Raw genomic sequence first — 12,776 nt, 5'->3', positions numbered from 1 at the left:
GGGGCGGGCCGGGTGACCGGCCCGCCCCTGGCGGTACTGCGTGGTGTCGCGAGGCTCCGGGGAGCCGTGCGTCAGACGCCCTTGGCGGCTTCCTTCAGCTTGGAGCCGGCGCTCACCTTGGCGCTGAAGCCGGCCGCGATCTGGATCGGCTCGCCGGTCTGCGGGTTGCGGGCCGTGCGGGCAGCGCGGTGGGTGCGCTCGAAGGTCAGGAAACCGGGAATGGTGACCTTCTCGTCGCCCTTGGCGACGACCTCGCCGACGATCTCGGCGAAAGCGGCCAGAACGGCGTCGGCGTCCTTGCGGGTCACCTCGGCGCGCTCGGACAGCGCGGCCACCAGCTCACTGCGGTTCATGTGTACTCCTGTGGTCTGTTCGCGTTGCGGCGTGCGGAGGGCCCCATCGGTCGTCCCTCCGGGGGCTCCCGGATGGGCCGCTGGTCCGCACACTGTGCTCAATCAGGCATGGGGTGTCAGGGGTCGGCTCGTACCCCGAGCCGCGCGCCGTGCATTTCAGCCCGCGTGCCTGCCTGGGTACGAATCCTGCCCCGACCAGGCCCGAGAAAGCCAATCGGACCCCGGCGCCGTTGACCCGAACAACGCCCGCCCGCCGGAGCGGTGACGCTCCGTCGGCTCCGGCGGACCGGAGCGGGCGGCGGTCGGGACGACACGCCGGTAGGCCGGGGGGACGTTCCGTACTTGTCGGACACGCCTGCCCCGTTCAGGGCTACCGTACGCCCTGCCGGGGACAAGCCCAAACACGCCCTCGCCCTTGTGTCGCAAGGGTTCGGGGCAGGCCGGGGTGGGTAGGGTCGCCAATCGGTCGTTCCGGCGGCCCCGCCCACGCGCCCCGGGACACTCCCGGAGGCCTCCCGTCCGCATTCCGGAATGCGGACGGGAGTGGGCTGTCAGAGCTCGACGGCGGGGAAGGACGTGGTGTCCAGCGTGCCGACGAAGCCGGGGGTCGGCCGGTCCCTGGCGGGCTCCTGCGGGCCCGCGTCGGCCAGCGCGGCCTCCCGGACGGCCGCCGCGACGGTCTTGGCCACGTCCGGGTGGAAGACGCTGGGGATGATGTAGTTGGCGTTCAGCTCGTCGTCCGCGACGGTGGTGGCCAGCGCGCGGGCGGCGGCGATCATCATCTCGGTGGTGACGTTGCGGCTCTGGGCGTCCAGCAGGCCGCGGAAGACCCCGGGGAAGACCAGCACGTTGTTGATCTGGTTCGGGAAGTCGCTGCGGCCGGTGGCGACCACCGCGGCGGTCTGCCGGGCGACGGCCGGGTCGACCTCCGGGTCCGGGTTGGCGAGCGCGAAGACGACCGCGTCCTCGGCCATGCTAGCCAGGTCGTCGCCGTCCAGCAGGTTCGGGGCCGACACGCCGATGAAGACGTCGGCGCCCGCCACGGCCTCCTTGAGGGTGCCGGTGCGGCCCGAGCGGTTGGTGTGCTCGGCGATCCAGCGCAGGCTGTCGTTGAGGTCGTCCCGGCCGCCGTGCACGACGCCGCGGACGTCCGCGACGGTGGCGTGCTCGACGCCGGCCGCCAGCAGCAGCTTGAGGATCGCGGTGCCGGCGGCGCCGGCGCCCGACATCACCACCCGGATCTCGGAGATCTCCTTGCGGACCACCTTGAGCGCGTTGGTGAGCGCCGCGAGCACCACGATCGCGGTGCCGTGCTGGTCGTCGTGGAAGACCGGGATGTCCAGCGCCTCGCGCAGCCGGGCCTCGATCTCGAAGCAGCGCGGCGCGGAGATGTCCTCCAGGTTGATGCCGGCGAAGCCCGGGGCGATGGCCTTGACGATCGCGACGATCTCGTCGGTGTCCTGGGTGTCCAGGCAGAGCGGCCACGCGTCGATGCCCGCGAACCGCTTGAACAGGGCCGCCTTGCCCTCCATCACCGGCAGCGCGGCGGCCGGGCCGATGTTGCCCAGGCCCAGCACGGCGGAGCCGTCGGTGACCACGGCGACGCTGTTGCGCTTGATGGTGAGGCGGCGGGCGTCCTCGGGGTTCTCGGCGATGGCCATGCAGACCCGGGCGACACCCGGGGTGTAGATCATCGAGAGGTCGTCACGGTTGCGGATCGGCAGCTTGGACGACATCTCGATCTTGCCGCCGAGGTGCATCAGGAAGGTCCGGTCGGAGACCTTGCCGATACTGACCCCGTCGATCGCGCGGAGCTTCTCGACGATCTCCTCGCCGTGCGCCACCGAGGACGCGGCGACGGTCACGTCGATCCGCAGCGCCTCCAGGCCGGACGCGGTGACGTCGAGGCCGGTGACCGATCCGCCGGAGGACTCCACGGCGGTGGTGATCGAACTGACGGCGTTGCCCCGGGCCGGGACCTCCATCCGCACCGTGATCGAGTTGGAGACACTGGGAACCGTCGCCATCGACGTCCTTCTTCCGTCCACTGAGGGTGTGTGGGTCTGTGCGCACCGGGCAATCTCAACAAATTGTTGAAGATCGCGCCCAGCGCATGCTAGACCTCGATCGTCGCACCTACCAGGGGGAAGCCAGAAATAAAGTTCATAGAGTGTCCGGACTCGACAAAGGAGTCTCCGGCAGAACCAGCCGCATCCCGGAAATCTGCCGCGGAGCCCTTGGCGTCCGGAGCGGATGCGTTACATTGGACGGGACACCGGCTCGATCCAAGCCCCCGGGCCCAACCTTAGTCGCTTCGAGCGACCACTTGCCGCGAGGCGAGCATGGCGGGTCGGTGTCACCAGCGTCGCGAAGGCCCCCACCACCGGTGGGGGCCTTCGTCGTTGACGGTCGCACCGCTGACCCGGGGTCAGCCGCGCTCAGCCGCGCAGCATCGCCGGCACGCCGTCCGCGTTCGGCAGGTCGTCCGGGCCGGACAGCACGGTCAGCCGCTGGGTGGCGCGGGTCAGCGCCACGTACAGCACCCGCAGGCCCGCCTCCGACTCGCCCGCGATACCGGTCGGGTCGGCGACCACCGTGGCGTCGTACTCCAGGCCCTTCGCCTCCAGGCTGCCGAGCGCCACCGCCCGCTCCCCCAGGCCCGCGATCCACCCGGCGGCCTCCGCCCGGCGGTCCATCGGGACCACCACCGCGACCGTGCCGTCCACCTCGGCCAGCAACCGGACCAGCTCGGCCCGCGCCCCGTCGGCGAACGCCTGCGCCGACGGGTCGGTGACCGCGGCGAACCGCGGCTCCACCCCGGTCGAACGCACCGCGGTCGGCGAGGGGGTGCCGGGCGCGGCCAGCGCCAGCACCTTGGCCGCCACCTCGGCGATCTCCGCGGGGTTGCGGTAGTTCACCGTCAGGGTGTGCCGGCGGCGCGGCTTGCCGGACAGCACCTCGTCCAGTGCCGCCTGCGCCTCCTGCGGGTACGGCCAGGAGCTCTGCGCCGGGTCTCCGACGATCGTCCAGGTCGCCATCCGGGCCCGGCGGCCGATCATGCGCCACTGCATCGGGGTGAGGTCCTGGGCCTCGTCCACGATGATGTGCGCGTACTCGGTGCGCTCCACCGGGAGGCGCTCGCGCTGGCGGCTGTTGCGGTCGGCGAAGGTGGTCACCTCGTCCAGGCCGGTCAGCATGTCCACCGCGTCCACCTCCCGCGACCTCGGCCGGGCCGGCTCCCCGAGCAGCAGCTGCAGCTCGTCGACCAGGGCCACGTCGTGCGGGGACAGCGCGCCCTCGCCGCGGTCCGACAGCCCGCGCCAGGACGCCGCCAGCACCCGGGCCTCCTCCGGGGTGACCGCCCGGCGGGCGACCCGGTTGGTGTGCCGCGGGTACTTGAGCATGCCGAGCACCCGGCGCGGGGTCACGGCGGGCCACCAGGCGTCCAGGAAGTCGAGGAACGACGCCTCGTCCGACACGTACTCGTCGAAGGCCTCCTTCTCCTCCTGGCGCTGCTCGCGCGCGTAGTGGTCGGCGGGCTTCGGCAGGTGCCGGGCCAGCTCCGACCACAGGGCGTCCAGCAGCAGCCTGCGGGCCCGCGGGCGCAGCAGGTTGAGCGGGGTGCCGCCGGCGCCGACGACGTTGCCGCGCACCGCCTTCAGCCGGTCCGCGTCCAGCCTGAGCACCTCGCCGCGGGCGACCACCTTCAGCTCGGTCGGCGCGCCCAGCTCCAGGGCCCCGCGGGCGGCCCGGCGCAGCAGCTGGACCATCCTGGCCGAGCCCTTGATCCTGGCCGCCTCCGGTGTGTCGTAGGTGCCCGCCTCGATGCCGTCGACCAGCGAGCCGACCGCCCGGATCGCGACCTGGCCCTCCTCGCCCAGCGAGGGCAGCACGCCCTCGGTGTACGAGACCAGCAGGGCGGTCGGGCTGACCACCAGGATGCCCCCGGCGTAGCGCCGGCGGTCCTGGTAGAGCAGGAACGCGGCCCGGTGCAGGGCGACGGCCGTCTTGCCGGTGCCGGGGCCGCCGGTGACCAGCGTGGCGCCGGCCGCGGGCGCCCGGATGACCTCGTCCTGCTCCTTCTGGATGGAGGAGACGATGTCCCGCATGGAGTGGCTGCGGGCCCGGCCGAGGGAGGCCATCAGTGCGCCGTCGCCGACGACCGCCAGCTCCTCGCCGTCCAGGGTGGGGGTGAGGTCGGGGCGCAGCAGGTCGTCCTCGACGCCGATCACCTTGCGGCCCTTGGACCGGATCACCCGGCGGCGGATGACCCGGCCCGGCTCCAGCGGGGTGGAGCGGTAGAAGGGCGCGGCGGCCGGCGCCCGCCAGTCGATCACCAGGGGGCCGAACTCGGCGTCCAGCACGCCGAGCCGGCCGATGTGCAGGGTCTCGGCGACGGCCGGGTCGGCCGGGTCGAGCGGGGTGTCGGAGGGGATGCCGTGTTCCTCCGGCGCGTCGGGCTGCTGGAGGTCGATGCGGCCGAAGAGGAAGTCCTCGAACTCGTTGTTGAGCCGCTGGAGGTGTGCTCCGGCCCGGTAGACCTGGGCGTCGCGCTCGGCGAGCGCGCCGGGAGTACCGACCTGGACGCGCCTGGCGGCGTCCTCGAGGATGTACTCGGCCTCGGCGAGCTTCTCCTCCAGCCGGTGGTAGACGTTGTCCAGGTGCTTCTGTTCCCCGGCGATCTCGCGGTCGCGGACGGTGTCGATCTCAGTGTTGCTCTGCATGGCCTCGGTGGTTGCGGCGGTGTACTGGGTTGAGCCGTGCGCGCCCAAGGAGCCCCCTGACGTACATCCTGCGGTGGTCGTCCGCCTCGGGAATGAGCGGACAGAAGATCCTACGCCCGAGCACCGCCCCACCGCCGCACCGCCCGGCCGGCTAGCCGGGCGACGCCACCACCGCGTACTTGCCGTCCTCGCCCGAGCCGGGCCCCGGCACCGGGTCGACGGCCAGCCGGTAGCCGCGTTTGACGACGGTCGCCACCAGCCGGGGCACGCCGAGCGCGGCCCGCAGGCGGGCCATCGCCGTCTCCACCGCGTGCTCGTCGTCACCGCTGCCGGGCAGCGCCCGGAGCAGTTCGGCGCGCGGGACGACCCAGCCGGGACGGCGGGCCAGCGCCCGCAGCAGCGCCATGCCGGCCGGCGACACCGGCCGCAGACCGCCGTCGACCAGGGCGGCCTGCCCGCGCAGCTCCAGCCGGTGCCCGGCGACGGACAGCTGGCGGGAGCGCCGGGGCAGTTCCGCGGTGAGGGTCTGCACCATGGCGCCGAGGCGCATCCGCTCGGGCCACACGGTGGGGACGTCCAGGTCCTCCAGCGGCTGGGCGGTGATCGGGCCGACGCAGACCGGCAGGACGTCCCGGCGCAGGGCGTGCAGCAGCTCGGCGGTCAGGCCGCGGTCCGCGGCGCGCTCCAGCAGGCCGAGGACGGCCGGGCCGCTGGTGAACGTGACGGCGTCCAGGGCGCCGGTGCAGCAGGCGTCCAGCAGGCGGTCGAGCGGGGCCAGGTCGACCGGCGGCAGCCAGCGGTACACCGGTACCTCGACCACCTCGCCGCCGGCCGCGCGGAGCGAGTCCACGAAGTCGCGCAGCGGGGCGCCGTGCAGCTGGACGGCGATCCGGCGGCCCTCCACGCCCTGGTCCAGCAGGCGCTCCAGCACCTCCACGGAGGACTCCGAGCTCGCCGACCACTCCTCGCGCAGACCGGCGGCCCGGATCGCGCCCTTGGCCTTGGGGCCGCGGGCCAGTACCGAGGCCTTGGCGAGGCACTCGGTGAGTTCGTCGAAGAGCCCCCAGCCCTCGGCGGCCTCGATCCAGCCGCGGAAGCCGATGCCGGTGGTGGCGACCGCGATGTCGGGCGGTTCGTTGATCAGGGCGTGGGTGGCCGCGAGGAGGTCCGCGTCGTCGGGCAGCGGCACGATCCGCAGCGCGGGGGCGCGCACGACGGCGGCGCCCCTGCGCTGGAGCAGGGCGGCGAGTTCATCGGCGCGGCGGGCAGCGGTGATGCCGATGGTGAACCCTGCCAGCGGCGGCACGGGCTCGGCATCCGGCTGCGGGCCGGTCGTCAGGTCGTCCATGGTGCAGGTCCTTCGTCGGGTGGACCAGAATCGTCCCCCGGGGCGGTGTCGCCCCGGGGTCCGAATGGTTTCAGCAGCGTTTCCGCGCTTGTGGAGGCCAGGTGACGGTCCTGGTCAGACCTCCGCGAGCGCCGGGCTGGCGGCCCTGGTGCGGCCCGCCGAGGGCCGGCGCAGGTAGACCACCCAGGTGAGGGCGAAGCAGACCGCGTACGCCGCCAGGAAGGAGACGAAGGCGGGGGTGCCACTCTTGGCCGTCAGGAACGACTGCCGGAAGGCCAGGTTGATCAGGAGCCCGCCGACCGCCCCGACGGCGCCGATGATGCCGATCGCCGCACCGGACATCCGCCGCGACCAGGCGGCGGCCTGCTCGGGGGTGTCCCCGAGGGTGGCGATGCGGTCCTGGGCCTTGGCGTCGAAGATGCCGGGGATCATCTTGTAGGTCGAGCCGTTGCCGAGCCCGGCGAAGACGAACAGGGTGATGAAGCCGACCAGGAAGACCGGCAGCGAGCGGACCGACGAGGCGTAGGTGACCACGCTGGCCGCGGCCGCCATGGCGACGAAGTTCCAGAAGGTGATCCGGGAGCCGCCGAAGCGGTCCGCGAGCTTTCCGCCGACCGGCCGGATCAGCGAGCCGAGCAGCGGGCCGATGAAGGTCAGCTGGGCGGCCTGCAGCGGGGTGCGGCCGAACTGGTTCTGCAGGACGAGGCCGAAGGCGAAGCTGAAGCCGATGAACGAGCCGAACGACCCGATGTACAGGACGGACATCAGCCAGGTGTGCTTCTCCCGGAAGACCTCGGCGAGGGCGCCGGTGTCCGCCTTCATCGGTGCGAGGTTGTCCATGAAGAGGGCTGCGCAGACCGCGGCGATGATGATCAGCGGCAGGTAGATGCCCAGCACCACCCGGGGGTGCGTGGCGCCGGCCCAGGTGATCACGGCGAGGGCGATCAGCTGGATCACCGGGACGCCGATGTTGCCGCCGCCCGCGTTCAGACCGAGGGCCCAGCCCTTGCGCCGCATCGGGAAGAAGGCGTTGATGTTGGTCATCGAGGAGGCGAAGTTGCCGCCGCCCAGGCCGGTGAGCGCGGCCACCAGCATGAAGGTGGTGTAGGAGGTGCCGGGGTGCATCACGTACGCCGCGGTGAGGGTCGGCAGGAGCAGCAGGAGGGCGGAGACCACCGTCCAGTTGCGACCGCCGAACCGGGCCACCGCGACGGTGTACGGGATCCGGACGAATGCGCCGACCAGGGTCGGCATGGCCACCAGGAAGAACTTTCCGGCCGGGTCCACGTGGTACTTGGGGCCCATGAAGAGGACCATCACCGACCAGAGGCTCCAGATGGAGAAGCCGATGTGCTCGGAGAGCACGGAGAAGACCAGGTTGCGGTTGGCGATCTTCTTTCCGCCGCCCTCCCAGAATGCCGGGTCCTCCGGGTTCCACTCCTGGATCCAGCGACCGCCCGCTCTTGACTGCGTGCCTGCCGTACTCGTGCTCATCGTTTTCCCCTTGCCTGCCGGCGCCTGTGTCAACTGACGCTAGGAGTCCGGGGTTTCCGCTTCGTTGTGTCCTGTGACGGCTGCGGAACCGTCCTCTCACCCGATGGCGGGGGTAGCTGTGAGGGGTTCGGAACGTACGAAAGCCGCCCTCCGCTGGGCGGAGGACGGCTTTCGGACTGCTGCTGCAACATGGGGTGGTGGAGATGCCGGGAATCGAACCCGGGTCCAGTGGAGTGGATTCAGGACTTCTCCGAGCGCAGTCCGCTGTGATTTTCTCGGCCCTGGCAGTCACGCGGACAAGCCGCCAACAGGCCCAGCTACTGTTTGGTTTCCCGCCCACCCCCGTAGCCCGGGTGGACGGTTGAGTTCCCTAGATTATGCCAGGGTCCGGGTCGGGAACTCCCCGGTCTGACACCCTTGCGCTATTGCTGCTTAATTAGGCAGCGAGAGCGAACTGGGAATCGCGCTTAGTGTTGGCGATTATTTTTTTGCGACATATGGTTAACGAGATCATTGCCGCTTCCTCGGCTCGCTTCTCCTGTTTCGACTTCCCCTGTCGAAACCGATCATCCCCATGTTTATTTGACAAGCAACCCTGCGGGTCGAGCAACCTCTGTCGAGCAACTTTCTGCTCCGCAGCCCCGGTCGGTCGCCCTCCCGGTGATGCATGAGCCATGGTACGCGGTCGGTCAGGCGGCGGTCCAGCTCATTAAGCGGTGGCGACGTGCGGTCAGCGCTGGCGGCGGCGGACGGCCGCCACCGCGCGGGCCGTCTCGCGGGTGTCCTGCTTCTCCCGCAGCGTCTGCCGCTTGTCGTACAGCTTCTTGCCGATGGCGAGCGCGATCTCGATCTTCACCCGCCCGTCCTTGAAGTACAGCGACAGCGGGACGAGCGTGTGGCCCGCGTCGCTCAGCTTCGACTCGATCTTGCGGATCTCCATCCGGTGCAGCAGCAGCTTGCGCTTGCGCCGCGCCGAGTGGTTGGTCCAAGTCCCCTGGGTGTACTCGGGGATGAACACGTTGTCGACCCACACCTCGTGGTTCTGGATGTACGCGTACCCGTCGACCAGGTTGGCCCTGCCCTCGCGGAGCGACTTCACCTCGGTGCCGGTGAGCACCATGCCGCACTCGTAGGTGTCGAGAATCGTGTACTCGTGCCGCGCCTTCTTGTTCTGCGCGATCAGCTTGTGTCCGGTTTCCTTTGCCATAGCGCCGATCATTCTCGCACTACGCGCCGCGGCTCGGCAGCCCCTTTATCCGGGTATGCGTGTCAGACGCGGGTGCCGAGGCCCGCCAGCACCCGGCGGGCGAGGGCCGGCGGGTCGTCGGTGTCGGCGGCGGGGACGTCCGGGGTGAGGCCGGTGCCGTCCGGGGAGCGGCCGGAGGGCGTGTAGTAGTGGCCGACGGTGAGCTCCAGCACGGAGCCGTCCGCGAGCCGGCTCGGCTGCTGCACCGTGCCCTTGCCGAAGGTGCGGCCGCCCACCACGACGGCGCGACATCGGTCCTGGAGGGCGCCGGCGAGCAGCTCGGCGGCGCTCATCGTGCCGCCGTCCACCAGGACGACCAGCGGGGTGCGGGTGTCGCCGCCGCGGGCGGCGGTCAGCTCACGGCGCTCGCCGCGGGCCTGGTAGGAGGCGACCGGGCCGCCGTCCAGGAAGACCGAGGCGGCGGCGACGGCCTCCTCGACGAGGCCGCCGGAGTTGCCGCGCAGGTCGAGCACCACCCCGGCGTGCGCGCCGCGTGCGGCGGCGCGCACCTGGTCGGCCACGCCGCTGGTGAAGGCCCGGACGGCGATCCGGACCACGCCGTCCGCCGTCCGCTCCACCGCGACCTGCTGACTGTCCAGCAGCGCCCGGCGCAGCGCCACCTCGCGGACCTGCCCGTCACGGCGCTGGACGGCGAGCGTCACGGTGGAACCGACCTGCCGGTCGCCCTCCAGGCCGCGCAGCCGGGCCACCACCTCGGTGACCGGCAGGTGGTCGGCGTCGTCCTCGCCGACCTTCAGCAGGCGGTCGCCCGCGGCGATGCCGGCGGCGGCGGCCGGGCCGTCCGACTGCACCTGGGAGACGGCGGTCACGCCGTCCTGGCCGCGCCCGACGGACAGGCCGACGCCGAGGTAGCGCCCGCCCAGGCCCTGGGTGAACTCGGCGTACTCCTGCGCGCTGTAGTAGGCGCCCCAGCGGTCGCCGTTCGCGCCGATCAGGCCCTCGGCCTGCTGCGGCGAGAGGGCGGCGCCCGCCGGGTCCTGGCCGGCCACCAGGGCGGGCGCCGCGTCGACGGACGCCGGACGCGTCGGCGGGTCGCCCCAGGCCCCGGTCGCGGCGCCGGCCAGCAGCACCGCACCGAACACCAGGCTGAGCGTGGTCCCGTGGCGGGGCGCCGGGCTGCGGTCGCGGCGCGGAGTTTCTGACATGGCATCGGAGTCTAGGCGCAGGGCGGCGCCCGGGTGGGGGAATGGGGCCCGCCGGGAACGGGACGACCCCGGACGGCGCAGTGCCGTCCGGGGTCGTCCCGCGGGTGTCCCGGGTGCTGCGGTCAGACCTTCAAGTACTTGCGGAGGGTGAAGAACGCCGCGATGCCGGCCATGCCCATACCGACGACCACGAGCAGCGGGATCACCGCCAGCACCGAGGACAGGCCGATGAAGTGGATGAACTGCACCCGGTCGGCGAGCCAGCTGTGGACGAAGAAGTGACCGCCCAGCAGCAGCCCGGAGGCCATCACCGCGCCGAGCAGCGCGGCGAACGCGGCCTCCGCGATGAACGGCATCTGGACGTAGAAGTTCGAGGCGCCGACCAGGCGCATGATGCCGGTCTCGCGCCGCCTGCTGAACGCCGACACCCGGACGGTGTTGACGATCAGCAGCAGGGCGACGAAGAGCATCAGCACCATGATCACGAAGGCGGCCGTCTGCAGGCCGTTGAGCAGCCCGAAGAGGTTCTCCAGGATCTTGCGCTGGTCCTCGACCGACTTCACGCCGGGCTTGCCGGCGAAGGCGCTCTGGATGACGTCGTACTTCGTCGGGTCGGTGAGCTTCACCCGCCAGGACTGCGGGATGGCCTCCGGGCCGAGGACGGAGATGAGCGGGTTGTCCGGGTTCATCTCCTTCCAGTGCTTGTACGCGTCCGCCGAGTTCTCGAACAGCGAGGTCTGCACGACCTGCATCTTGTCCAGGGACGTCTTGACGGCGGCGATCTGCTCGTCGGTGGCCGCCCCGTTGACGCACTGCGGGGAGTGGGCGGCATCCGACTTCGTGCAGAAGTAGATGCTCACCTCGACCTTGTCGTACCAGTAACCCTTCATCGAGTTGACCTGGTCACGGACCAGGAGGCTGGCACCGGCGAGGGCGAGCGAGAGCGCGACACTGACGACGACCGCGATGGTCATGGTCAGGTTGCGGCGGAGACCCACACCGATCTCCGACAGGACGAACTGGGCGCGCATGCGTTTCCAACTCCAGGGTCAAGGCTGGTCGGGCGACTCGGGCCGGCGGCCTACGGGATCAGTGCTGGTACCCGTAGACGCCACGGGCCTGGTCGCGGACCAGCAGCCCCTTGTCGAGCTCGATGACGCGCTTGCGCATCTGGTCGACGATGGCCTGGTCGTGGGTGGCCATCAGCACCGTCGTGCCGGTGCGGTTGATGCGGTCCAGCAGCTTCATGATGCCGACCGAGTTCTGCGGGTCGAGGTTTCCGGTCGGCTCGTCCGCGATCAGCAGCATCGGGCGGTTGACGAAGGCCCGGGCGATCGCCACGCGCTGCTGCTCACCACCGGAGAGCTCGCCGGGCATGCGGTCCTCCTTGCCGCCGAGGCCGACCAGGTCGAGCACCTCGGGCACCACCTTGTTGATGGCGCTCTTGGGCTTGCCGATCACCTCCAGGGCGAAGGCCACGTTCTGCGCCACCGTCTTGTTGGGGAGCAGGCGGAAGTCCTGGAAGACGGTGCCCAGCTGGCGCCGCATGTGCGGCACCTTCCAGTTGGACAGCTTGCCGAGGTCCTTGCCCAGCACGTGCACCTCGCCGACGCTGGGGCGCTCCTCGCGCAGGCACAGCCGCAGGAAGGTGGACTTGCCCGAGCCGGACGAGCCGACCAGGAAGACGAACTCACCCTTCTCGATCTCGAGCGAGACGTCCGACAGGGCGGGACGGTTCTGCTTGGGATAGGTCTTGGAGACGTTGTCGAATCTGATCACGGCTGCATCACGGAGGCCATCCTAGGTGGAATGGCGGCCTGCTTCGGCCGAACTTCCGTCACCCGATCGTTACTTCGGGCCGGAAGGTGCGGGCCCCGCGGCGCCGTTCCTCGGTCGGTCCCACCCCCGGCATCCTGACCCGGGATGGGCGGCGGGAGTGGAATGCGCCACTCCCCCGGCTTGGGACCATACGCGAAGCGGCTGCGAGCCCGCAGCGCAGCCCAGGACAGACCCGGGGAATTGGAGGACAATGTCCGCCTTTGCCCCGAAAATTGCGAGGCTTCTCACAGCCCGGGGGCCTTCCTGCGCGGAACCTGGCACAGTGGAGGCAGCAGCCGTGGTTGGCCGCTCCCCCGTACAGGGCACGATAAGGAACCAAAGCCCCGTCCGGTGCGTTGGCTGTAGCAGCGAGGAGGAGATCGCATGACCTGCGACCATCTGGTGTGCGCCAACTGCAACGGCCGCGTGAGCGACGGCCGCTGCCCGGTATGCCGCGCCAACCGGGCCCGGCTGCAGGAGCAGCAGGGGCCGCTGGCCGCGCTGTCCCCCGCGATGCTGCTCGCCATCCTGGCGGGGCTGCTCGCGGTGGCCCTGCTCGCCCGGCAGGCCCTGGCCTGACCCAGGACACGTGAACGACGGAGCGGGCCCCGCCGGTACCTACCGGCG

General features: G+C 71.2%; 10 protein-coding genes and 1 other RNA gene. 1 reads left to right on the top strand and 10 read right to left on the bottom strand.

Annotated features, from left to right (window positions below; all coding sequences use genetic code 11):
- Nucleotides 1-71: 71 nt before the first annotated feature.
- The 10 genes from ACFUK0_RS37000 to ftsE form a co-directional block, all read right to left on the bottom strand.
- A complete protein-coding gene (locus ACFUK0_RS37000) occupies nt 72-353 on the bottom strand; it encodes an HU family DNA-binding protein (RefSeq protein WP_380257862.1) in 282 nt (93 codons plus the stop codon).
- 551 nt (nt 354-904) lie between these two features.
- Nucleotides 905-2,380: an NAD-dependent malic enzyme gene (locus ACFUK0_RS36995; protein WP_380257860.1), complete on the bottom strand. Its 1,476-nt coding sequence runs from the start codon at nt 2,378-2,380 to the stop codon at nt 905-907.
- 411 nt (nt 2,381-2,791) lie between these two features.
- A complete protein-coding gene (locus ACFUK0_RS36990) occupies nt 2,792-5,077 on the bottom strand; it encodes a HelD family protein (protein WP_380257858.1) in 2,286 nt (761 codons plus the stop codon).
- A 151-nt stretch (nt 5,078-5,228) separates the two neighbouring features.
- Nucleotides 5,229-6,425 (bottom strand): uroporphyrinogen-III synthase, encoded by a 1,197-nt coding sequence (locus ACFUK0_RS36985; RefSeq protein ID WP_380257856.1) that lies wholly within the window; start codon nt 6,423-6,425, stop codon nt 5,229-5,231.
- Between the two features lie 114 nt (nt 6,426-6,539).
- A complete protein-coding gene (locus ACFUK0_RS36980; RefSeq protein ID WP_380257855.1) occupies nt 6,540-7,919 on the bottom strand; it encodes a nitrate/nitrite transporter in 1,380 nt (459 codons plus the stop codon).
- Between the two features lie 195 nt (nt 7,920-8,114).
- Nucleotides 8,115-8,493, bottom strand: a transfer-messenger RNA (tmRNA) gene (gene ssrA / locus ACFUK0_RS36975).
- A 156-nt stretch (nt 8,494-8,649) separates the two neighbouring features.
- Nucleotides 8,650-9,126 (bottom strand): SsrA-binding protein SmpB, encoded by a 477-nt coding sequence (smpB, locus tag ACFUK0_RS36970; protein WP_380257853.1) that lies wholly within the window; start codon nt 9,124-9,126, stop codon nt 8,650-8,652.
- A 62-nt stretch (nt 9,127-9,188) separates the two neighbouring features.
- Nucleotides 9,189-10,331: a S41 family peptidase gene (locus tag ACFUK0_RS36965; protein ID WP_380257851.1), complete on the bottom strand. Its 1,143-nt coding sequence runs from the start codon at nt 10,329-10,331 to the stop codon at nt 9,189-9,191.
- 122 nt (nt 10,332-10,453) lie between these two features.
- On the bottom strand, nt 10,454-11,362 hold the full coding sequence (gene ftsX / locus ACFUK0_RS36960; protein WP_380257849.1) for a permease-like cell division protein FtsX: 909 nt from the start codon (nt 11,360-11,362) through the stop codon (nt 10,454-10,456).
- Between the two features lie 58 nt (nt 11,363-11,420).
- The gene (ftsE, locus tag ACFUK0_RS36955; protein WP_380257847.1) at nt 11,421-12,110 is read right to left on the bottom strand and encodes a cell division ATP-binding protein FtsE; all 690 of its coding nucleotides are present in this window, start codon (nt 12,108-12,110) and stop codon (nt 11,421-11,423) included.
- 423 nt (nt 12,111-12,533) lie between these two features.
- On the opposite strand from ftsE, the gene ACFUK0_RS36950 reads away from it, so the two are divergent.
- Nucleotides 12,534-12,728 (top strand): hypothetical protein, encoded by a 195-nt coding sequence (locus ACFUK0_RS36950; protein ID WP_380257845.1) that lies wholly within the window; start codon nt 12,534-12,536, stop codon nt 12,726-12,728.
- The last annotated feature ends 48 nt before the right edge of the window (nt 12,729-12,776 follow it).

The sequence above is a fragment of the Kitasatospora sp. NPDC057223 genome, assembly GCF_042669755.1.
Lineage (GTDB): Bacteria > Actinomycetota > Actinomycetes > Streptomycetales > Streptomycetaceae > Kitasatospora.
The sequence above is the reverse complement of the archived record's forward strand: the minus strand, read 5'-3'. Positions and strand labels throughout refer to the sequence as shown.

What these genes read in the sequence shown, in the direction of transcription:
- ACFUK0_RS37000 (WP_380257862.1), bottom strand. Translation starts at nt 353, where the DNA reads ATGAACCGCAGTGAGCTGGTGGCCGCGCTGTCCGAGCGCGCCGAGGTG.
- ACFUK0_RS36995 (WP_380257860.1), bottom strand. Translation starts at nt 2,380, where the DNA reads ATGGCGACGGTTCCCAGTGTCTCCAACTCGATCACGGTGCGGATGGAG.
- ACFUK0_RS36990 (WP_380257858.1), bottom strand. Translation starts at nt 5,077, where the DNA reads ATGCAGAGCAACACTGAGATCGACACCGTCCGCGACCGCGAGATCGCC.
- ACFUK0_RS36985 (WP_380257856.1), bottom strand. Translation starts at nt 6,425, where the DNA reads ATGGACGACCTGACGACCGGCCCGCAGCCGGATGCCGAGCCCGTGCCG.
- ACFUK0_RS36980 (WP_380257855.1), bottom strand. Translation starts at nt 7,919, where the DNA reads ATGAGCACGAGTACGGCAGGCACGCAGTCAAGAGCGGGCGGTCGCTGG.
- smpB (WP_380257853.1), bottom strand. Translation starts at nt 9,126, where the DNA reads ATGGCAAAGGAAACCGGACACAAGCTGATCGCGCAGAACAAGAAGGCG.
- ACFUK0_RS36965 (WP_380257851.1), bottom strand. Translation starts at nt 10,331, where the DNA reads ATGTCAGAAACTCCGCGCCGCGACCGCAGCCCGGCGCCCCGCCACGGG.
- ftsX (WP_380257849.1), bottom strand. Translation starts at nt 11,362, where the DNA reads ATGCGCGCCCAGTTCGTCCTGTCGGAGATCGGTGTGGGTCTCCGCCGC.
- ACFUK0_RS36950 (WP_380257845.1), top strand. Translation starts at nt 12,534, where the DNA reads ATGACCTGCGACCATCTGGTGTGCGCCAACTGCAACGGCCGCGTGAGC.